The sequence below is a fragment of the Providencia sp. PROV205 genome (genome assembly GCF_028479505.1).
Lineage (GTDB): Bacteria > Pseudomonadota > Gammaproteobacteria > Enterobacterales > Enterobacteriaceae > Providencia > Providencia huaxiensis.
Genome location: NZ_JAMPNU010000025.1, coordinates 63169 through 84809, shown reverse-complemented (window position 1 = coordinate 84809; position 21641 = coordinate 63169). Strand labels below are relative to the sequence as shown.

Here is a 21641-nt window from a genome sequence, read left to right as displayed (position 1 = left end):
TAAGTATGGTTTGATGCAAGATACGCATTAAGAACTTTCATTCAAAATAAAAATATTTTTATAAATTGCTCTGAAGGCCTGAATAGACTAGGTTTTATGAATTAAATAAATTAAATGAAAATTATTTTTGATTTTTGTTAATGTTTTAAATGGTAGGGCTATGCATAATACAAATAACGCTATTACAAATTTAGCTTTGTTATTTAACTAGTCATTAACTCAAAATATCAATAAAAATACTTTTAGTTTTTTATATTTTAACAGCAAGTCAATTTAAGGCTTAATAAGATGAAAAATATAGAAACAAAATGGCTATATGATTTTTTAACTCTAGAATCATGTCGACATTTTTCTCATGCAGCAGAACAGCGGAGTATTTCTCAGCCCGCATTTAGCCGTCGTATTAAAGCTTTAGAGGAAGCCATTGGCGTTGAATTATTTGATAGAACGACTTCCCCTTTACAGTTGTCTGAAGAGGGCAAAATTTTTCATTCTCAAGCGCGTAGTTTATTACAACAACTGGAATGTAACTTAAATGAACTATCCGGTCACAATGTATTGAGCCTACCGAATATTAAAATTGCCGCCGCTCATTCGTTGTCACTGACATTACTGCCTAAATTGGTTCATGGGCTGTCTGGTTACGGTGAGGAGTTTGTTTACCATGTTGAAGCCATTGATGTGGTACAAGTTGTGAACGCATTGAGAGAAGGAAAAAGTGATTTTATTATCTCATTTTATGATGAGGATTTAATGCAATCTCCATTTTCCTCATTGAATGTATTTGAATCTGAATTATACCCAATTTGTGCAGCGGATGAGCATGGTAAGCCGCTATTTGATATCTATCAACCTCAAGTGCCGTTGCTGAATTACACCAGTGCTTCATATATGGGAAGGTTAGTTAATCGTCGGTTAAGTGAGTTTGGTGCGATCAATTCGAAAACACTTTTTATGTCATCAATGAGTGAGTTACTAAAAAATATGGCTTTGGATGGCCATGGCATTGCATGGTTACCCATTTATTCCGTAGTGAATGAATTGAAAGAAAAAAAACTGGTTTGTTTGGATACGCCTGAATTAACAATACCTATCCAAGCGTATATCTATCGCATGGATACACGACTAAATAAAACCGCAGAGGACTTCTGGCGCATTTTGAAAAAGAATATTCCAGAGGATTTACGGAATTTATAGTGGGAAAGGTAATTTATAGGTAAATAACCTGCGAATGTAAGCAGGTTATTTAAGCTCATATGAAAAGATAGCACCTTGAAAAGAAGAGGGTTAGTGATCTAGAGAAACAGAATGCACATAATCTAACTGTTTTAAGGAACAGTAAAATTCAGGTAAAGTGATTTTTTGGCGTACTAATAGCTTTAAATTTACCTCGACGCGCTCTTTCTTGATATCTCTGATGGTGAGATTCTCAATTAAGTCTTTGTGACTTTTTAGGTACTCAATAAGTAAGGGAACCCCCTTTTCATGAGTAAATAACATACGAACTTTTATTTTTCCTAATTTTTGATTTTTCATCTGAAATAACGCAACTTGCGGGCTGAGCTGTATTGCTAAGAAAAAAAGAACTGTAACGATGACAGCATGCCAGTAAAACCCTGAGCCACAGGCTATTCCAACACCGGCTGATGCCCAAACTATGGCTGCTGTTGTTAAACCTGAGATTGCATCATCGCGACGATGTAATATAACCCCAGCGCCTAGAAATCCCACCCCACTAATTATTTGTGCAGCTAATCTCATCGGGTCGCTACGTATATTGTCAGAGATATTGGCGTAATACTCCGCTGACTGAATAGAAACGATAGTTAATAAACAGCTGGCAACGGCGATAATGACACAAGTTTTAAAACCAACAGGTTTTCCCTTTGATTCACGTTCTAAGCCAATTAAGCCGCCTAAAACAAAGGCGGCCAGTAGTTTAGCGATACTTGATAGTGATAAAGGGCCAATGGTGTCAACAAACTGTATAAATAAATCCATGGCTTGCTCCTGGCGTAGGCTTACTCTTTCCTTGGTTTTTACTGTGTATACTCGTAACCCCTCAAGTTGCAGCGGTGTTGACTACACTCAGCTAGCCGAGCCACATAGTTTATCTCTATTCCCCGTCTATCTTCGCTTGTCGCCTACCTGCAACTCGAATTATTTGGGTATAGCAACGTTACTTACTGCTTTTTCACCTTCGTTATTTTTCTTTTTAGACACATCATCTTTAAAGAAGAAGATAAAGAAAACAGTGACAACAGCGGCGACGATAGCTGGGTAATGCCAGAATGTTTCCCATTGTGGTAATGCCGCGCTACCCGTCTCTGTGACAGTTGAATTAAAGATTTCACCACAAATTGTTGAAGCAAATAGCAAACCGAAGCCATTTGAAACAATAAAGCGTAAACCTTGAGCTTGTGCTCGTATCTCAGGTTTTGCTTTACGGTCAACATAGATATCACCGGCAGTAAAGAAGAAGTCCCAGCATAATCCTTGAAGCATCAATCCGATAATAATGAAGTAAAAACCGGAATCTACCGCAGCATAGGAGAATAATATTGAGCGAATAATCCAACTCACCGCGCCAAGAAGTAAGGTAATTTTGAAACCGAACTTCATTAAGAAGAAGGACAGAACGAACATAAACAGGACTTCACATGCAATACCAATTTGCATGATAGATGCCGCATTATCGAATCCAAGTGTTTTAATAAATACAGGAATATAAGCGGAGTAAGCTGTTTTGGGTATCATTAATACAAAGATGCTAAACATTAAGATAGCGAAATAGCGGTCTTTAAATAATGAAAGTGCATCTAAGCATAAAATATCTCTAGCGGAGAAAGGCTTACCTTTCGCTTTTGGTGGTGTATTTGGCAAAGTAAAGCAGTAGAAACCCAGTAATACAGCAACAGCGGATGCAATATACCAAGTCATGGTACTACCCGAGAAGCCCATTTCCCCTAATATAAATCCGATAGCCATAAAACCAAATGTACCGAATACACGAATAATAGGGAAATATTTCACGCCATTGATATGAGAGAAGCTGATGCTATTAGAGAGTGCAGTTGTTGGATAAAACAGTAGCCCAATAATAAAAATCATAAACAGGGTCATACCGCTATTTTGTGCCTCAATAAATTGAGGAACACATAGAATAACGACCGCATTAATTAAATGCAGTGTTCCCATTACCTTTTGTGAGGCAAAGAAGCGGTCTGCAACCATACCAATAAATAAAGGAGAAATAATGGTTGCCACGCCTAATAAAGCGTAAGCATTACCAATAATATTTGCCATCCCATAAGTACTTAACACAAGTCCCATGGTCATATTCCATGCGCCTTGCATGAAATATTGCACAAACATCATAATCAGTAAGCGAGAGGTTATTTTCATATCCATGATTAGTTTTCCTCTTAATGTGCTTCTAGCGTTAATCCGTCATAAGCAACGCGGATATTATAAGGCGCACAAACCGCTTCTAATTCACCATGAAGTAATTTGCCACTATGGGAAATATGTGAAACAGCAATTTGAGTTTCTGAATGCAGGCAACCTTGTTGTTGTAGTTTTTCTTTAGCGGCAAATACGGTTTCTAGGCTCATGTGGTTATCTGTACGATTTTTCCCATTGAGTCCGTAAGTGCATTCAAATACGACAATATCAAGCTGTTTATTTTCTAGCCATTTCCATGTTAATTCAGGGAACCAACCTGAATCATGTCCATAAAAAATGGTTTTCCCATCCTTTTCAATGTGATAGACGTAGCACAATTCCCATTTAGCATGATTTGCGAGTAATGGCGTAATTTTATAACCATTTCTTTCGACGGTGACAAAAGGGATTAAGCAGTGGAAATCGAAACGCTCTTTGCTGTAGCCAGGCAGAACATCAAGGCAGCCATTAATTGCTCGGTCATTACCGAAAATATGTAATGGATGGTGAATTTCAAAACCATAACCTTCCATGCGGCTGAATAAATCGCCGACATTAAAATGGTCAGGGTGGGTATGGGTAAATAGTAAACTTTCAAACTTAGTTGCGTCCATTCCATCACGCATTAGCTGATAGCTAAATGTCGGGGAAACATCGATCAGCATAAGATCATCCACAATCGCGGAAGAATGGGTTCTAATATCTTTTCCCCCAAGTTCTCTTGCTTTCTGGCAGTGCTCACAACGGCAAAAAGGATTTGGTATACCTTCAGAAGCCGCGGTGCCTAAAAAGTGAAGTTTCATAATAATTACCTGTATTTTATTGTTTTATTTTGGGTTTTTTGATCCCTGATGTTGATGTTCAAACAAAAAACAAGCTAATTTGAACGTTCCAATAATAATATCGAGGGTTTGCTTTGCCAATAGTTGTTACTTTGTTCAGTGATCTCATTCAAAAAATATTTTTCATGTTATTGATTTAATTGATTTTTGTTTTAATTGGTTAAGAAATGGGTAAAAACTGCAATATCTATGTTATTAGCTTGTTTTGTAAACTGATTTTCTATGGAACGTTCAAAACAATTATCGGTAGTCGCGATGAATAATTCAGGTATGCTATTGGTAGCAACAATCAAGGTGAAAAAGACAAATGGCAACAATCAAAGATATCGCAAAATTAGCAGGTGTTTCTCATGGGACCGTTTCTAATGTATTGAATAAGCGGGGAAATGTGAGTGTTGAGAAAATTGAAGCAGTCTATAAAGCTGCCAAGCAAATGGGATATCAGTTAAATACACAAGCTCAATTATTGAGAACCAATAAGAGCCAGAAGGTAGCAATACTTTTACCGCAATTAGTGTCTGATAAGTATGCAATATTTTTTAATTCATTTAGGCAATCGATGGCCCAGTATCCTGAGATAACTTATGATCTATTTTTGACGGATGATCTGGAAACGACAGAACTTGATGCATTACAAAAAATTGCAGCTGGCGGTTATAAGCAAGTTGTGGCAGTCAGTTGTTTGCAGGATGCTACCATCTATTTTGACACCTTAAAATTAACCGCTTCTCAAATTATTTTTATTTATCGTCAGCCTGCAAATGCTTACCACTTTTTCACATTGGATTACTCTCAGGCAGCTGATGCCATTTGCCAACAAATTGCGGCAAGTCGAAGCCAGTTAGTGGGTATTTTTAGTGATGATCATGGCGATTTAGAGCACGCCACCTTTGTCAGTGAGTTACAAAATAACCTTAAACAGAAGGCCCCGAATAAAAAATTTATTATTATTCGTGCTTCTAATGATGAATCTTATAAGGCGGCTTTTGGTTTTTTCTCTGAGGAGCAAATACCTGATTTATTTGTTGCTGAAGATATTGAAAAAGCCAGTTTTTTAACCCAGGCAAGTTTTTTTGGAAGTGAAGGCGATTGCCCTGCAATTTTTGCTTTAAGTGGCAACATTCCTCCGATACTAAAAGGGTTGCATTGTTTTCCTATGAACTATGCACAATTAGGATTGGAAGTGGTCGATGAACTGATGAGAGAAAATCTCGAAAAGAAAACTTCGGGGAAGAATACTGTCTACGTTCGTAATCAAAGTGGCAACCTTTATACGGCAACACCAGCAATAATTACTGACAATGAATCTGATCAAACCTTAAATTTACTCACTTTACCCAGCCCTTCAACAAACGCACTTAAAAAACTACTACCACATTTTTATCGGCAAACAGGAATTAAGGTTAATTTAGCTGTTTATCCTTATGATGAAGTTTACCAAATATTAGGGCAGCTCCATTTACACCCTTATTATGACTTACTACGTATTGATATGGCCTGTTTTCCTTGGTTTGCGGAACGCATCCTACAACCATTGGATAAAATAGGAAATGGAGTAACGGATTTATTAAGTAACTTTTCCTTACCGACACAGCAAAAATTTAGTTTGGTGAATGATACAGCATATGCCATGCCATTCGATGCCAGTGCACAAATGTTATTTTATCGTAAAGATCTCTTCGAAGATCCTATTTTAAGAAGAATGTATTACGAAAAAACGGGACAAGAGCTAACCGTTCCCATTTCTTTTACTGAATACGACCAGGTAACTCAATTTTTCACAGAGCTACATGAAGAAGGGGAGTTTTTACGGCCTTTTGGTGCATCAACGACGTTAGGCAGCGCTGGGTTAATTGCCACTGAGTATTTATTAAGATATTACGCAGCAGGTGGACGGTTAATAAGTCATGGCCATATTCCTAGATTAGAAATGCCATTAGCAGGTCAGGTATTAAGTGAATATCTTCATCAAGTTTCTATTACAGAAAATATTCATAATAAATGGTGGAGTGAATCCGTTGAGCAATTTGAGCAAGGAAAACTTGCTATGTTGATTGCTTATATGAACCTGTTTAACGATGTCGCTCATAGTGATATTTTCCCTAAAATTGGTTTTGCTTCTGTGCCTGGGGGTATTCCTCAATTGGGCGGTGGGGCATTAGGTGTTTCTCGCTACAGCCAAAAAAACCATTATGCAGAACAATTTTATCGTTGGCTTTATTCACCAATAGTAATGGATCACCTCATTTTATTGGGGGGCAACAGTAATCATCAAGATTTCAGCCATAATCAAGAGGTTTGCTATCGTTACCCATGGATGCCCCTTGCTTACCAAGAAATAAACCGAGGGATCCGTGAATCTTCAATTCCAAACGGTAAGTTGTTTAACTTGCGCCAAGCTGAGGTCATTATCGGGCAAGGAATTACTAACGTTGTGAATAAAATCATGACTATAGATGAGACGATTGAATATATTAACCAGCGCTTATTGGTTGATACTCAAGGTGAGAGGTAAATAGCGGGTTAATTGGTATTTTAAATCAGCGGATAAACAGATGATAAGGCGTCATTACTTTTTAATTTTATCCGCACAAGCTATCTTCTTCGCACAAGTAATTTGTGATGAAGAGCGTTTCGCTCAGTCATTTTTATTCACTTTTATGGTTGTGGGAGATTGATGATAAGAAAAATCATGGCTAGGCCACTTGTTTTATTCATAATACTGACCAGCTTTTGATTTAAGTATTGCCACTATCTTTTTTTTCCAGGGTTGCATTGATTTTCGATACATTATGAACAACCGACCCAATGCCAAATCGTCAGGCAGGTTTCGAATATTTACTGTATTTTTGAGACCACTGTTACGAAGCCAGGGCTCAGGAACAATTGCAAGCATTGAGCTATTATTCAATGCAGGGATCACTTGTGAGTATTCAGGGCATTTAAATCCTATATTACGAGACATTCCCCTTCTATTTAGTTGTCTATCTAATTCATTTTCATCTTGCAACCAAGGTAAACAATATACGTGTTTGTATTTAACTAATTCCTCTAAACTAATTTCTGTGGAATTATTGAACTCCAGTTTTGCATTTTTCCCATATATTACAAGCAATTTACTTTCACCGATTGTTTCATATTTTAAGGATGACACTGGTTTTTGTTCACTTCCAACAGCGAACACCAAATCAATAGAACCATCTAGAACTTCATCTCGCCACGAACGCCTTTGGTAAGTTACGCATTCAATATAACAACCAGCTAATTCACTCTGCTCAGATAGTATTGGGGTAATAATGTCTATTAAAGCTGGGGGACAAACAACCTTAAATGTTCTAGAGCCGTCTATAGCCTCAGTGAAAAGGTCATCATTAAGGGATATAAATAATGGAACAAGTTTCTCTTTTAAACTCAAAGCAAAAGGTGTTGGAATTTGTTTATTATTTTCTCTTTTGAATAGGGGATCGCCAAGTGATGCTCTTAACCTGCTGAGTGCATGACTAACTGCTGAAGGAGAAATATGGAGTTTAGCTGCGGCTTCCTTTGTACTAGATGTTAAAAGAAGAGCATATAAAACTTTTAGAAGATTAAAGTCAAATTGATTAAGGTTCATTTTCTTTGTATTAAATTGAGCAGTATTCATTTTGTTTATACTATCATTTACCCTCAATTACAAACGAACCTGAGTTTTATGAAAAAAATAAAATTTATAGCATTGATTGGCTTACACGGCTTGCTTTTTCCTGCATCTATGAGTGCTGCATTGCATCCTGAACAGCCGCTCTCTGAAGTACCGCCAAAGAGTATTTTTTTAGAATGGGCAAAACCAATAGAGTCTTTTCAGATGGCTCCACAGGTATGGTACGTAGGAACTAATAATCTGACTTCAATACTGATAACAACAAATAAAGGTCATGTATTAATAGATGCTGGATTAAACGAAAGTGCGGAATTGATTAAAAATAATATTGAGAAACTTGGTTTTAAACTCAAGGATATTAAGTATATTTTGAATAGCCACGCGAGACTTGATCAAGCTGGTGGAATTGCATATTTAAAAAAAGTTAGTGGGGCCAAGGTTGTTTCTAATAGAATCAATGCAGCTCAATTAATATTGGGTGGCGCTGAGGATTTTGCATTAGGTGATAAATTATTATTTCCTCCTGTTGATGTTGATATTTACATAAATGACAGAGAAGAAATTGAGTTAGGTGGTGTTGTATTCACTTCTTTATTTACACCAGGCCACTTACCTGGTTCTAACTCTTGGCGCGTTAAATTAAATAATGGAGATAAATTGATATATGCAGATAGTTTAGCTACCCCGGGGTATTACTTGGTCAACAATCTAAATTACCCTGAAATAATAGAAGATTTACAACATAGTTATTATGTGTTGGCTAACCAAGAAGTCGATATATTTGTAGCCAGTAAAGGTGAGCGATTTGGTCTTAAAGATAAACTTGAATCTCTCAGGAATGGAAATGAAAAAGCATTTTACGATAAAGATGGTTTGGGTTTATATGTTGAAAAATCAAGAATGTCTTTAATTAGTCAACTTCAATAAGCATTAAAAAAAGGATATTAATGAACCGTAATTATATATTTCCTATTACTGGGATGTTTTTCTGTGCTTGCATATCTGCTAGTGAATTAAAAATAGGAGTAGGTGCTGGAGTGGTAACTCCTTATGAGGGGGCTAAGAAATATATACTAACTCCAGATGCTATGATTCAATACACTGAATTAACTGATGACTATGGGATATTCAGTATTGGAACAGAGGGGGCTAAATGGCAATATAATATATATGACAGTATTAATGTTGGGGTTATTGGAACTTACTTGCAAGGTAGAAAAGAGGAAATAGGGTTTTCTGGAAATACAAATACTGATCTAAAAGGCATGGGGGATCTAAAAGGAGCTGTTGCAGCAGGCTTAGAGATTAGCTATGCTATAAACGAGCATTCTCTCTATATAAACTCTTTAACGGCTATTGGGCATAGAAATTATGGCGGGAAAAAAATCGATAATGCAACACGATATGAATTCGGTATTAATTCTAATTTTGAATTAAATAATGAGTGGTCGAGTGATTCAAATGTTTCTATTAGATATGTGAATAAAAATTATAATCAAGCTTACTTTGGTGTTACCGAAGAGCAATCAATGAAAACAAGCTATTTACCTTATACGCCTAATAGTGGGTTTAAGGATGTAGGTGTACTGTTTGGAGTTAACTACAAATTGTTTGATGATTTATATTTGAACCTGAAATCTGGTGGGTATTATCTATTAGGTGATTCAGTAAATAGCCCAATAGTTAAACAGAAGTATGGATTAATAAATATGATTGGAATAACTTATTCATTTTAAATAACATGATAAAAAATAATCTAAAAATCATTGTGACGCTTTCTATATTTATACTATATGGGTGTGCAATAGGTCCTGGGTGGTATAAAGAAGGTGTTAATTATGATGACACTCAAAATGTATTGTCAAAATGTAAATACGATATCGGTATTGCACTCGTGAGCTATACTGATAGGCCTGAACTTATTGCTGAGTGCATGAGGTCTCAAGGATATAGATACAAAAATTATTCACACAATCATTAGTCATATAAATATATAATATGTGATGCTATATGATATAGCATCATTTTAGGATTATTATGATTTTGCCAATTAGTAGAGTGATCAGGGTTTTAAATGAAAGTAATTTCTATGAGTGTATCAACTATGACTTATATCCTAAGATAGGGATTGTATATGCAATTGCTAAAAATAAGTCGGAAATAAAAGTAACTATTTCATCATTGAATGAATTAGGGAATATATTAAGGGTAACTATACAATCAGACAAAAATTGGAATAGAAGATATCAATTTAAATCCTATTTTTGGGAGCATGATTTTTATCATAGCTTTGGCCCGGTTCTTGACGCAATAACACCTAAGTTTATTAAAGTAAAATTCATGAGAGTTAACATTATTAAATATTTAGAATTATAAATTATTTCATGTTTAGTCTTCGTTACCGTATTTTTATTTTCCGATAGAGAAAGCTTTATACTAATTAGCCTCCACAGGCGCTATCAATAGGTGGGCTTGAAAGCTTTCTTTAAACAATATCGAAACCTACTTAATTTATAGTAGGCTGTAACCACTCGGGGTGATCCTACCCGTAACTATACTCGCACAATGGGGTTCATATGGGGGGGGGCGAGTTGAATTTAGTTGAAATTGGGCGAGTGTTGGCTTCAGAGAGATACAAAGCAAAAACCCGCCTTTTGGGCGGGTTCTTTGAATAAGTGGTGCCCGGACTCGGAATCGAACCAAGGACACGGGGATTTTCAATCCCCTGCTCTACCGACTGAGCTATCCGGGCAACGGAGCGTATTAAACCTGATTTCATTGGTTGAGTCAAGGCGCTTTCAATAAACTTTTGACTGTATGCGCTTTTTTTCAACATGTTAGCTAGTTTTTAATCGAAAATACATAAAATCATTAAGGTTAATAACTGATGCCAGCCTTAAATCCGATTTTGGCTGGCATCCAATATTGGAAAAATTTTAACGTAAATAATTTTTCTGTGCTTTGTTCACTTTAATGAGGTAATTACGTGACTCAGCAGCTGGGTGCTTAGTGGACAAGGTTTCATACACTTCACCCGGTTCTAAATTGTTAATGCGCTGTGCGGCTTGTTTTTTATCGCTGTGGAAGACGCGTAGTACGCTACCAGCCCCGCCATTATATGCGGTAATAACAGCATAGCGGCGTGAGGTTTGGTTACGAATATCGCCTAAGTAGCTGTTTTGCAATATAGCTAAGTAAGCCGTACCCGTATCAATGTTTTTCTCTGGGTCAAATAAATAGTTACGGCTAGGAACACCGGATTTTCCTTGTGAGCGGAAAACATCTTTACCAGCTGTGTTTGGCATAATTTGCATTAAGCCAAGCGCATCAGAACGGCTAACCGCATAAGGGTTGAAACTCGACTCAATTTGCATAATCGCGAGGATTAAGGACTCATCTACGCCATATTTGGCCGAGGATTTCTTAATATAAGGTAAATATTTATGAGCCCGTTTATCTAAATGGTTTGGTACTAGTTGCATAGTTACGGACCAAACAATATTCATACCAGATTGGCGGCGCTGCATTTTATTTTCTACCAGATAATCAGCAAACTTTGTGGCTCGCCATTCCCAACGAATCGCTTCACCTGTGTTATCGAGCACTTGACCAAATAAAAAGGGTTCTTTGCTATGGGGAATATCATTGATATCAGAATAGAGGTCAATGGAATTGGGGTCGTCTCCCATTAATAAAGTGGTGACAATAGCTTTTTTTAAGTACTGTGAAGGTTCTACCGCTGAAATAGTCTCTACAGTAATGGTCCCTGCATCAAAATTAATATGGCTACGAGTTCGGTACTCATCGGTATATTTTACATAGTCTTTTGGACCAGCAATTAACACTTCTTTAATGCCCCAAATATTTTCAATATTGTGGGCAAATTGGCCCATTAAGATATTGAACCCATTAGTATCTTTGACATAATCCGGGTTAAAGTCAGGTTTTTGCTTGCTAGAACAAGAGACAATTAGAGGGATCAATAAACTCAGCGCAAATAGTTTTTTCATACGATTCACAGTCTTGGGGCAAAAGTCTACCTACTGAGTAGGTAGACAAACAGATTATTTTTCAGGTGTATAGCCATCAATATGGATGTCATGGCCTTCAAACAAGAACTTAATCATTTCTTGTTCTAACATTTTACGATCATCAGGGTTCATCGTATTGAGCTTCTTTTCATTAATGAGCATGGTCTGCTTTGTCATCCACTGACTCCACGCCTCTTTTGAAATCTCGTTAAAAATACGTTTTCCTAACTCACCTGGGTAAAGCTGAAAATCTTGCCCATCTGCATCACGTTGTAAAAATGTACAAAAAATGGTTCTACTCATTAATTTTTCCTCAAATATCAGGTAGTAAGGCGAGCTGTTTTAGTAAACTTTCAACTGGGGCTGCAAGGCCGATAGTTGCGCCTAGGTGTAAGTTATACCAGAGTCCTTTGCCTTCATCCATGGCAGAATTAAATGCCTGAATGTTAACTTTTACAGGGATAATATCTAAATGAAAATGGCTAAATGTGTGGCGGAAAGAAATTAATTGCTCTAACTGAGAATATTCTAAGCCTGATTCGGCCAGATAATCATTAAGTTGCTCTAAAGAGTCAAACTGTGGGAAGGCAAATAAGCCACCCCAAATGCCAGATGGTGGACGCTGTTCTAGCCACACATTATCGTCATGCTGCATAATCAAAAACCAAGCACTTCTCTCAGGGATTTTCTGCTTAGGTTTTTTGCCTGGGTAGTTTTGCCATGAATGATTGGCATAGGCTACGCAGCCAAAATTGAGGGGGCATAGTTCGCATTTTGGTTTACTGCGAGTACAGACCATAGCGCCTAAATCCATCATCGCTTGGTTAAAAAATTCAACTCCCACTTGTGGGGTGACATCAGTGCTGATTTCCCACAAACGGTTTTCGACTTCTTTTTTACCCGGCCAGCCATCAACCGCATAAGCGCGAGCTAATACGCGTTTAACATTACCATCGAGAATAGGGTAATGCTGTTTTTGCGATAATGATAAAATTGCCCCAGCAGTGGAGCGACCAACACCGGGCAGCGCTAAAACCTCATCAAATGTAGTGGGAAACGAGCCACCATATTGAGTTGCGACCACTTGAGCGGCTTTATGGAGGTTTCGGGCCCGAGCGTAATAGCCGAGCCCTGTCCATAAGTGTAAAACTTCATCAAGAGGTGCGTTGGCAAGGGCGGTCACATCCTCAAAGCGAGAGATAAACTTCTCAAAATAAGGGATTACAGTACTCACTTGGGTTTGTTGCAGCATAACTTCTGATAACCACACATGGTAGGACGATTTTTCCTGTTGCCATGGCAACGTTTTACGACCGTATTTGTGATACCAGTTGAGCACTGCAGATGAAAATTGTTGAGCTTCCATTAATAATTTTATTTTTTATTGATATTTCCAGTCATGATAGGAATTGCAACATAGACGAAGGGGGCTGTAAACCGCTATTGTGTTGTTTAGTGTAAAGTTAGCGAATTATCAACTGCATCCTTGTGGAAGTTTTGCTAAACTCCGGTATCCACCGTGTTTCAAGGGTAAGGCTAGTCACTACAACTTGGGCATATAGGGCTATAGTTTGATGGGTTTGGTAATTCATCATCTTATCCACTTGATTGTTGGCACATTAACTTAATTGGGCACTCATTTTAGAACCTTTATTATGATCAATAATGTTATCTCCCCCGAATATAATGAAGATGGGCGGGTTATGCGCCGAGTCCGTAGTTTTGTCCGCCGTCAAGGGCGTCTGACAAAACGTCAGGAAGACGCATTAGAAAAAGAATGGGCAGAAAAAGGCATCGATTTTATCAATGAGCCTTTTGATTTTGCCAAAGTATTCAATAACTCAAATCCAGTGACTTTGGAAATTGGCTTTGGGATGGGCGCCTCATTGGTGACCATGGCATCTCAAAATGCAGATAAAAACTTTTTAGGCATTGAAGTTCATGCACCCGGTGTTGGCGCATGTTTAGCATCGGCAAAAGAAGAAAACATCACTAATTTACGGGTGATGTGCCATGATGCAATAGAAGTTTTAGACTGCATGATCCCAAATGGTAGCCTTGAAATGGTTCAGTTATTTTTCCCTGATCCATGGCATAAAGCGAAACACAATAAGCGTCGTATTGTGCAAGTTCCATTTGCAGAAAAAATTCGCAGCAAACTAGCTATCGGTGGTGTTTTCCATATGGCAACGGATTGGGAGCCTTATGCAGAGCACATGCTTGAAGTGATGACGAGTGTCGAAGGGTATAAAAACTTATCACCATCAGGTGATTACGTTCCTCGTCCGGAAACAAGACCAGAAACAAAATTTGAAAAGCGCGGCCAGCGGTTAGGGCACGGTGTATGGGATTTAATGTTTGAGAGGATCAAATAATGGCTAAACAACCACGTAGTCGTCGTCTACGTAAAAAATTACGCTTGGATGAGTTCCAAGAGTTAGGCTTTACCGTTAAGTGGAGCTTTAAAGAAGGTACGCCGATTGAGGAAGTTGACAGCACCGTTGACCAACTGATTGCAGAAGCGATTGAACCGAATGGTTTAGCGTTTGAAGCTAGTGGCTATATGAGCTGGGAAGGGATCGTTTGCCTGCAAAAAATTGGTAAATGTACCGAAGAGCACCGCCAAATTGTTGAAAATTGGCTAAAATCAAAAGGGATGAATGACGTCGTCGTTTCTGAGCTTTTTGATGTTTGGTGGGAATAATAATTTTATTGAGTAAATCTCAATAAATAAACTGATTTTTCAGTCGCTTGAAGAGGCATCCAAAAATTGGGTGCCTTTATTTTCTGTTGCAAATACTATCTGGAGTCAACGTTTTGAGCGCCATGTTTTCTAACCAGCTACTCAACGATATCCTAGACCAAGTTCGCCCACTGATTGGGCAAGGTTGTGTTGCAAATTATATTCCTGCTTTAGGTTGCGTGCCTTCCCATCATTTAGGCATTGCGGTATCCACAATCGATGGCGATATTTTTACCGCAGGGGACGCGTACCAACGCTTTTCAGTCCAATCTATTTCAAAAGTATTAAGCCTTACACTTGCAATGACGCGTTATGAGGAAGAGGAAATTTGGAGCCGCGTAGGTAAAGAACCCTCAGGGCTACCCTTTAATTCGTTAATTCAAATTGAAATGGAAAAGGGGATCCCACGAAACCCGTTTATCAATGCGGGAGCCATTGTTATTGCGGATATGCTGCAATCACGCCTAAGCGCACCTAAACAGCGTATGTTGGAGTTTGTCCGAAAGCTATCTTGCGAACCTGATATCAGCTATGACACGGTTGTTGCTCGCTCAGAATTGGAACACGCCAGTCGTAATGCAGCCATTGCTTATCTTATGAAATCTTTTGGGAATTTTGAAAATGATGTTTTAACGGTTCTCGAAACTTATTTTCATTATTGTTCTCTAAGTATGAACTGTGTTGAATTAGCGAGATGTTTTTCCTATTTAACATCGCAAGGAATGTCATCTTGCTCCATTGACCCTATCATCACACCGCTACAATCAAGGCAAATCAATGCATTAATGATGACTTGTGGTATGTATGACGGCTCTGGTGAGTTTGCATTTCGGATAGGAATGCCCGGCAAGTCTGGTGTTGGTGGCGGTATTGTTTGTGTGGTTCCAAACCAATTTACCGTAGCGGTTTGGTCACCTGAGCTAGACTCGGCGGGGAACTCTTTAGTCGGCTGTGCGGCTTTAGAGTTGCTATCGAAACGAATTGGGCGTTCTGTTTTTTAATTCATGCTCTACTAGGAGATTTTATGTTACGCCGTACATTAATTGCATTTTCACTCCTTGCTTGTGCAACGAGCCAAGCTGCAGATTATAACTGTTCTGTAACACCAAAGGATGACATCGTTATGACTCCTGAAAGTGTGCAAGTTATTGGTGCGAGTGGCGATTTAAAAATTACGCCAAATGGTGATATCACACTTAACGGTAAAAATATTGCTGCAACAGAGGCCCAAAAGCAGCAAGCTATTCGTTACCAAGCCGCTATTCGTCAGGACTTACCTTGGATAAAACAAGAATCAGAAAAAAAATTATCAACCTCAAGGGAAACGATAGACAAAGTTGTCGTTAAAGTGGTCGGTAGCGATAGCAATATCCGTAACCGGTTAACAAAATTAGAAAAAGAGCTTAATGGGCAAATCAATCAAATTATTGAGACTCGCCCTAGTGGTTATGTTTTTCACCATGAAGCCATGAAAACCGTTGAAACGAAAGGGCGCGAGCTAGTTAATGAAAGTTTAGGCGGCATTTTACAAGACAGCATCAACGAAATGGGGCGCAAGCAATTATTATCGGGTGGTGACGCCAGTAAAGCGCTACAAGGTGTGTTAGGGAACTTAGGTGGGTTACAACAAGAGCTTGAATCTGAATGGAAAAAACAAGAGAAAAGCTTCCAGCAATTTGGCCAACAAGTTTGTTCTAAAGTGACCTCAATCGAACAACAACGCGTCTCATTACTTAATTCAATCAAATAACCTTATGAGCAGTAATGTATTTTTTGTACATTACTGTTTTTTTATTTATCAATATTATCGTCATCATCAATTTGTGTGATATTAATTCCATTAATGGGAATGAAAATGAAATTGATTCTTATTTGATTGACATCTAAGCTGCTCACTTTACAATGCGGGTTTGGCTTAATGACTTAAATTGGGATCATTTAAATGAAAAAATTCATACCTGCTCTGCTTGTTTCTGTGTTGTCATTCTCTGCGCCTTTCGCTCTCAGCGCTGAATCTACCACTTTCACGCCAAATGCCGTGACAGCACAAGGTGTTGAAAAAGTGACGATCAAACACCTGTCAGGTGAAACTGAAGTCATGAAAAAACCACAAAAAGTGGTTCTGTTTGATTTCGGTGTTTATGACTCAATGCAAAAACTCGGCTTAGGTGACAAGGTTGTTGCACTACCAACAGGCAATGCTCCCGCTTATATAAAAGGCAGCATTCCTGCATCAATGGAAAATGCAGGTGGAATGAAACAACCTGATTTAGCCAAAATCGCGCAATTAAAACCTGACCTGATTGTGATCACAGGTCGTCAAGGTAAGTCTTATGATGAGTTATCAAAAATTGCACCAACCATTAATTTAGGTTCTGATAGCAAACACTATATTGATTCTGTGAAAGCCAATATTGGTGTGATTGGCGAACTTTATGGTAACCAAAAAGCGGTTGATGAGCAGTTGGTACAATTAGATAAAGTCATTGCAGACGCTCAGAAAAAAGCGGCTGATTCTAATAAGAAAGTATTAGTGCTGATGCATAACGACGGTAAATTAATTCCAAACAGCCAAGCCGTTGTTTACAACGTTGTGAAAGCGCAACGTTCTGAACTACCTGTTGATGAAAGTGCAGATAAAGCAAAACGCCGTGTAGTGGATACCAAAACTATTGCTCAAGCGGATCCTGACGTGATCCTGATTGTTGACCGTAGCGAAGCGATTGGAGCAGGTAAATTGGATAAAACGGTATTTGAAGATAGCAATATTCAAGAAACCAAAGCTTATAAAGATGGCAAAATTACTTACCTGCAATCTGACTTATGGTATTTGTCAGGTGGTGGTTTAGTCAGCTTAACTGAACAAGTTAATGCGGTAGTTAATGCACTGTAACTGATATCTGCCGCTGTCTTATTGATGGTGGCAATATGTATTACCTCAATTGTTATTCTTGTCTATTTCATTTTTACCTCTAAATAAAAAGCCCACTTTAATTTGAAGTGGGCTTTCATCTAATTTACAAGCGAAATGATTTATAAATGAACGGAATAATTGCTATTCTTCACCTAAAAATAACTCTAATAGGGAATTGAGAAACAATTTTCCATGCTCTGTGATCTGCCATTCATCGACAGTTTCTATGATATAACCTTTAGCTAAGGCTTCATCAATAGCCGCTCTAACTGTTGATTCTGGTAACCCTGTATATTGGGTAAATTCACTTCGAGGCATGGCTTCAAGTAAACGAAAACGGTTCATGAAATATTCAAATGGCCTATCGGAGGCGTCAACATCATAAGATTGATGCATGTATCGGCCTTCCATATAACCCCGAGGATGTTTTGTTTTTACGGTTCGTAAAATTTGGCCATCTTCAAAAGAAATTTTTCCATGAGCACCGCAACCGATGCCTAAATAGTCACCAAAGCGCCAGTAATTGAGGTTGTGTTGGCATTGGTAACCAGGTTTAGCATAGGCGGATGTTTCATATTGCTGATAACCTGCCGCACTTAATAATTTATGGCCTTCGGTGTAAATATCCCACAGCGTATCGTCATCGGGTAATACTGGAGGACGTGAGCCAAATTGGGTGTTGGGTTCAATGGTTAATTGGTACCAAGACAGGTGCGGAGGTGCAAGTTCAATGGCTTGGCGCAGGTCAGATAAACCTTCAACTTGAGTTTGCGCAGGTAACCCGTGCATTAAATCGAGGTTAAAGCTTCTTAAATTAAGATTAGTGGCCAACTGAGCCGCTCGTTTCGCTTCGTCAGCACCATGAATACGGCCTAAAGTGATTAATTTGTCATTACCGAAGCTTTGTACACCAATAGAAATACGGTTGATTCCTGCTGCTTGGTAACCTGCGAAACGCTCAGCTTCAACAGTGCCGGGGTTTGCTTCCATGGTGACTTCTGCGTGAGGGTCTAAATCAACTCGCTGACGTACGCCATCCATTAAAGCCTGCATTGACTCAGCACTTAATAAACTGGGCGTTCCACCCCCAATAAAAATGGTTTTTACCGAACGCCCAGCAACTAATTTTGCATCGATGTCTAAATCGGCCAATAAGTGCGCCACATATTCTTGCTGAGGGATTTCCCCTTTAAGTGTGTGTGAGTTGAAGTCACAATAAGGGCACTTTTGCACACACCAAGGGATATGGATATACAGGCTCAGCGGGGGTAATTTAAGCATTCTTTAGCGCATCCAACATCATTGTGAGTGCTCTTCCACGATGTGAAACGGCTTGTTTTTCTGTTTTAGTTAACTCTGCTGAGGTGCAACCTAATTCAGGAACATAAAATATTGGGTCATAACCGAAGCCGCCTTGGCCTTTGCGTTCATGAGTGATGACACCGTGCCAACGACCATGAAAAACCAATGGTGTCGGGTCTTCTGCATGGCGTAAATAGACTAGAACGCAGTTGAATTGAGCCTGGCGTTGGTCGTCAGGCACATTTTTCATAGCTTCGAGTAATTTTATCAGGTTTTGCTCATCGGTCGCATCTGCCCCCGCATAACGTGCGGAGTAAATCCCCGGCGCGCCACCAAGTGCATCAACGGAAATTCCTGAATCATCAGCAATTGCGGGTAACCCGGTTTGCGCTGCTGCATGGCGCGCTTTTAAGATCGCATTCTCAATAAAGGTTAAGCCCGTTTCTTCTGCAGATTCAACACCTAATGAGGTTTGTGCGACGATATCCATCCCAAAATCACGTAGTAGGTCAGCTAACTCATTCACTTTTCCGGGGTTACCGGTGGCTAAAACAACTTTTTGCATTATTTAAAACTCGTTTTTACATAATACCAATGGAATACATCATTGCAGTTAATGATGGGTCAATCATCAGTGAGATATCAACACGCAAATAATTCAGAGCGATTAAAATAAACATCACAATCATTGCGGAGAAATCTAACCCGCCCATCGCAGGGATGATACGGCGAATTGGCGCCATTAAAGGCTCTGTTAATTGGTACAATAAATAGTCTACAGGGTTACGGCCTTGGCTGACCCAGCTTAAAATTGCACGGATTAAAATCATCCAAAAAATCAATTTACCTGTATAGGTTAATAATAAAATCAGCCCCATAGGCAAAATACTTATGCCTAAAATTGGGAGCAAGTTAGTCGCCCACATACCAAAGATAATGGCTGCAATAGCTAAAATGAACGCAACAACGACAGATGCGGTATCTATCGCGCCAAAAGAAGGAATGACTCGGCGCAATGGTGCGACGATAGGTTGTGTTGCTTTAACGACAAATTTCGAAAAAGGGTTATAAAAATCTGCACGTACCCACTGCATCCATACGCGCAGTAGTAATACAAAAATATACAGTTGGATCAGGGTCGTAACGACAAATACTAAGGTCTGCATGGTGAATTCCGCGATTAATTTAAAAAAGTTTTTCCATTTCTTCAGCTCTATTTATTGCGCTTTGCATTGCATCGGCAACAATCTGCGGAAGATTTCCATTATAAAATTGCTCTAAAGCCATCGCGGTGGTACCGCCTTTAGAGGTGACTTGTTCACGTAGAGTCGAAAAAGCCGTGTCGTTTTGCGACTTAGCAAGCTCTACAGCCCCTTCAATCGCATGAAGAACGAGGTCTCGAGCTTGCTGTTTATCATAACCGAGTTGTTCTGCTTTTTGTTGCATCGCTTCCATAAATAGAAAGAAATAAGCAGGGGAGCTACCAGTAATGGCAATAATGCTATTGATTTCTTGCTCTTGTTGGCACCAAATCGTGGAGCCGACACTCTGCATCAGTTCTTGTGCAAATTGTTTGTCTTGCTCTGAAACCTTCCCTTGAGCAAATAGCCCACTAACGCCTTTCCCCACCAATGATGGCGTATTTGGCATGATGCGTACTAAATTCAACGGATGAGCGAAATAATCGTTATAGCGTTCAGCGGGGATCCCAGCAGCAATGGTGAGGATTAATTTTTGATCAAAATTAGCCGCATTTTGCAGTGGTTCACACACGTCTTTCATCATTTGCGGCTTAACGGCGAGGACAATCACATCCGCAGCTTTTACAGCAGCTAAGTTATCATCACTGCTAATGATGCCATATTGTTCAGCCAGTTTTTCTCGACGTACAGGCGTAGGAGAACACACTGTGATCATCGATGCAGGGTAGCCATGGTTAACCAGCCCAGCAATGATGGCGTGAGCCATATTTCCGGCGCCGATGAAGGCAATTTTACGATGTTGCATTCTGTTCTCCTATTTATTGGTGATATTGGCGCGCGCCAAAAATAGCGGTTCCTATGCGAACAAGTGTTGAACCGCAATGGATTGCTGCGCGCATGTCGTCAGTCATCCCCATTGAAAGCGTGTCAACCGTGGGATAAGTGGCTTGTAATTGCTTAAATGCGTCATTCATTTGATGAAACACAGCACATTGGCGCTCATAATCCGTTTCAGGTGCAGGGATTGTCATCAGCCCACGTAACACAAGGTTGGGCATAGCCGCGACTTGTGCAGCGAGGTCTGCCACTTCTTCTAGCGTTATACCCGATTTACTGTTTTCATCGCTGATATTAATTTGAATTAGCACATTGAGAGGGGCTTTTTCACTAGGGCGTTGGTCATTTAAGCGCTGGGCAATTTTCGCTCTGTCTAAGGTATGGAACCAATCAAAATGTTCAGCGACAAGGCGGCTTTTATTTGACTGTAACGGGCCAATGAAATGCCAAATAAGGTCATTTCTGTTCGAAAAATATTGAATTTTTTCAACACCTTCTTGAACATAATTTTCACCAAATTGGCGCTGACCTGCCTCAATGGCTTCTAAAATAGCTTCACAAGGTTTTGTTTTACTTACCGCGAGTAGCGTAATGTCTTGTGGTGAGCGCTGACACTCTGCGGCAGCATGCTCAATACGCGCGGTGACATCAGAGATATTATTTTGAATGGTCATTATTTTATTCAA

Annotated in this window: 23 protein-coding genes and 1 tRNA gene; 11 read left to right on the top strand and 13 right to left on the bottom strand. The window is 39.1% G+C overall.

Annotated features, from left to right (window positions below):
- The first annotated feature begins 288 nt into the window (after positions 1-288).
- Entirely contained in the window at positions 289-1197 is a 909-nt protein-coding gene (hypT, locus tag PR800_RS15610) for a hypochlorite stress DNA-binding transcriptional regulator HypT (RefSeq protein ID WP_102139470.1), read from the top strand.
- Positions 1198-1287: 90 nt separating this feature from the next.
- On the opposite strand, the gene PR800_RS15605 is transcribed toward hypT, so the two are convergent.
- The 3 genes from PR800_RS15605 to PR800_RS15595 all read right to left on the bottom strand — a co-directional run bounded on the left by PR800_RS15605 (position 1288) and on the right by PR800_RS15595 (position 4247).
- On the bottom strand, positions 1288-2001 hold the full coding sequence (locus tag PR800_RS15605; RefSeq protein ID WP_102139469.1) for an MgtC/SapB family protein: 714 nt from the start codon (positions 1999-2001) through the stop codon (positions 1288-1290).
- Positions 2002-2160: 159 nt separating this feature from the next.
- Positions 2161-3411: an MFS transporter gene (locus PR800_RS15600; RefSeq protein WP_195698261.1), complete on the bottom strand. Its 1251-nt coding sequence runs from the start codon at positions 3409-3411 to the stop codon at positions 2161-2163.
- A 14-nt stretch (positions 3412-3425) separates the two neighbouring features.
- Positions 3426-4247: an MBL fold metallo-hydrolase gene (locus tag PR800_RS15595; RefSeq protein ID WP_195698262.1), complete on the bottom strand. Its 822-nt coding sequence runs from the start codon at positions 4245-4247 to the stop codon at positions 3426-3428.
- A gap of 346 nt (positions 4248-4593) precedes the next feature.
- Between PR800_RS15595 and PR800_RS15590 the strand changes: the two genes are divergently transcribed.
- Together PR800_RS15590 and PR800_RS15585 are read left to right on the top strand one after the other, a co-directional pair.
- Positions 4594-6801: an extracellular solute-binding protein gene (locus PR800_RS15590; protein WP_272531123.1), complete on the top strand. Its 2208-nt coding sequence runs from the start codon at positions 4594-4596 to the stop codon at positions 6799-6801.
- Positions 6802-6841: 40 nt separating this feature from the next.
- Positions 6842-6964, top strand: a complete 123-nt coding sequence (locus PR800_RS15585; RefSeq protein ID WP_267490863.1) for a hypothetical protein — start codon at positions 6842-6844, stop codon at positions 6962-6964.
- Positions 6965-6996: 32 nt separating this feature from the next.
- On the opposite strand, the gene PR800_RS15580 is transcribed toward PR800_RS15585, so the two are convergent.
- Positions 6997-7929, bottom strand: coding sequence for a LysR family transcriptional regulator (locus tag PR800_RS15580; protein ID WP_272531122.1), 933 nt, complete (start codon positions 7927-7929; stop codon positions 6997-6999).
- A gap of 108 nt (positions 7930-8037) precedes the next feature.
- On the opposite strand from PR800_RS15580, the gene PR800_RS15575 reads away from it, so the two are divergent.
- The 3 genes from PR800_RS15575 (at position 8038) to PR800_RS15565 (ending at position 10302) form a co-directional block, all read left to right on the top strand.
- Positions 8038-8853, top strand: a complete 816-nt coding sequence (locus tag PR800_RS15575) for an HARLDQ motif MBL-fold protein (protein ID WP_210848843.1) — start codon at positions 8038-8040, stop codon at positions 8851-8853.
- A gap of 20 nt (positions 8854-8873) precedes the next feature.
- A complete protein-coding gene (locus PR800_RS15570) occupies positions 8874-9662 on the top strand; it encodes a MipA/OmpV family protein (RefSeq protein ID WP_272531121.1) in 789 nt (262 codons plus the stop codon).
- A 301-nt stretch (positions 9663-9963) separates the two neighbouring features.
- Complete coding sequence (locus tag PR800_RS15565) at positions 9964-10302, top strand: hypothetical protein (RefSeq protein ID WP_195698265.1); 339 nt, start codon at positions 9964-9966, stop codon at positions 10300-10302.
- Between the two features lie 300 nt (positions 10303-10602).
- Here PR800_RS15565 and PR800_RS15560 read toward each other — a convergent pair.
- From PR800_RS15560 to mutY, 4 genes are all read right to left on the bottom strand, one after another.
- A tRNA-Phe gene (locus PR800_RS15560) sits at positions 10603-10678 on the bottom strand.
- Positions 10679-10862: 184 nt separating this feature from the next.
- Positions 10863-11936, bottom strand: a complete 1074-nt coding sequence (gene mltC / locus PR800_RS15555) for a membrane-bound lytic murein transglycosylase MltC (RefSeq protein ID WP_166267763.1) — start codon at positions 11934-11936, stop codon at positions 10863-10865.
- Positions 11937-11990: 54 nt separating this feature from the next.
- A complete protein-coding gene (locus PR800_RS15550; protein WP_004264665.1) occupies positions 11991-12260 on the bottom strand; it encodes an oxidative damage protection protein in 270 nt (89 codons plus the stop codon).
- A 10-nt stretch (positions 12261-12270) separates the two neighbouring features.
- Positions 12271-13323 (bottom strand): A/G-specific adenine glycosylase, encoded by a 1053-nt coding sequence (gene mutY, locus PR800_RS15545; protein WP_102139776.1) that lies wholly within the window; start codon positions 13321-13323, stop codon positions 12271-12273.
- 289 nt (positions 13324-13612) lie between these two features.
- Here mutY and trmB point away from each other — a divergent pair, with 289 nt between their 5' ends.
- From trmB to PR800_RS15520, 5 genes are all read left to right on the top strand, one after another.
- Positions 13613-14332 (top strand): tRNA (guanosine(46)-N7)-methyltransferase TrmB, encoded by a 720-nt coding sequence (trmB, locus tag PR800_RS15540; RefSeq protein WP_166267759.1) that lies wholly within the window; start codon positions 13613-13615, stop codon positions 14330-14332.
- Positions 14332-14661 (top strand): YggL family protein, encoded by a 330-nt coding sequence (locus tag PR800_RS15535; protein WP_004914167.1) that lies wholly within the window; start codon positions 14332-14334, stop codon positions 14659-14661. The genes trmB and PR800_RS15535 overlap by 1 nt, the downstream gene beginning before the upstream one ends.
- A gap of 113 nt (positions 14662-14774) precedes the next feature.
- On the top strand, positions 14775-15701 hold the full coding sequence (gene glsB, locus PR800_RS15530) for a glutaminase B (protein ID WP_102139774.1): 927 nt from the start codon (positions 14775-14777) through the stop codon (positions 15699-15701).
- Positions 15702-15724: 23 nt separating this feature from the next.
- The gene (locus PR800_RS15525) at positions 15725-16450 is read left to right on the top strand and encodes a DUF2884 domain-containing protein (protein ID WP_102139773.1); all 726 of its coding nucleotides are present in this window, start codon (positions 15725-15727) and stop codon (positions 16448-16450) included.
- Between the two features lie 192 nt (positions 16451-16642).
- On the top strand, positions 16643-17593 hold the full coding sequence (locus tag PR800_RS15520; protein ID WP_102139772.1) for a siderophore ABC transporter substrate-binding protein: 951 nt from the start codon (positions 16643-16645) through the stop codon (positions 17591-17593).
- A gap of 162 nt (positions 17594-17755) precedes the next feature.
- Here PR800_RS15520 and hemW read toward each other — a convergent pair whose 3' ends face one another.
- From hemW to PR800_RS15495, 5 genes are read right to left on the bottom strand one after another with little or no spacing between them, the layout of a single operon-like run.
- Positions 17756-18895, bottom strand: coding sequence for a radical SAM family heme chaperone HemW (gene hemW / locus PR800_RS15515; protein WP_102139771.1), 1140 nt, complete (start codon positions 18893-18895; stop codon positions 17756-17758).
- Complete coding sequence (gene rdgB, locus PR800_RS15510; protein WP_239979350.1) at positions 18888-19481, bottom strand: RdgB/HAM1 family non-canonical purine NTP pyrophosphatase; 594 nt, start codon at positions 19479-19481, stop codon at positions 18888-18890. Before rdgB ends, hemW begins: the two co-directional genes overlap by 8 nt.
- Positions 19482-19497: 16 nt before the next feature.
- On the bottom strand, positions 19498-20082 hold the full coding sequence (locus PR800_RS15505) for a YggT family protein (RefSeq protein WP_094962050.1): 585 nt from the start codon (positions 20080-20082) through the stop codon (positions 19498-19500).
- A gap of 19 nt (positions 20083-20101) precedes the next feature.
- Positions 20102-20923 carry a pyrroline-5-carboxylate reductase gene (gene proC, locus PR800_RS15500; protein ID WP_272531120.1) on the bottom strand — a complete coding sequence of 274 codons (822 nt, stop codon included), beginning with the start codon at positions 20921-20923 and terminating at the stop codon, positions 20102-20104.
- Between the two features lie 13 nt (positions 20924-20936).
- Entirely contained in the window at positions 20937-21629 is a 693-nt protein-coding gene (locus PR800_RS15495) for a YggS family pyridoxal phosphate-dependent enzyme (protein ID WP_272531119.1), read from the bottom strand.
- Positions 21630-21641 lie beyond the last annotated feature (12 nt).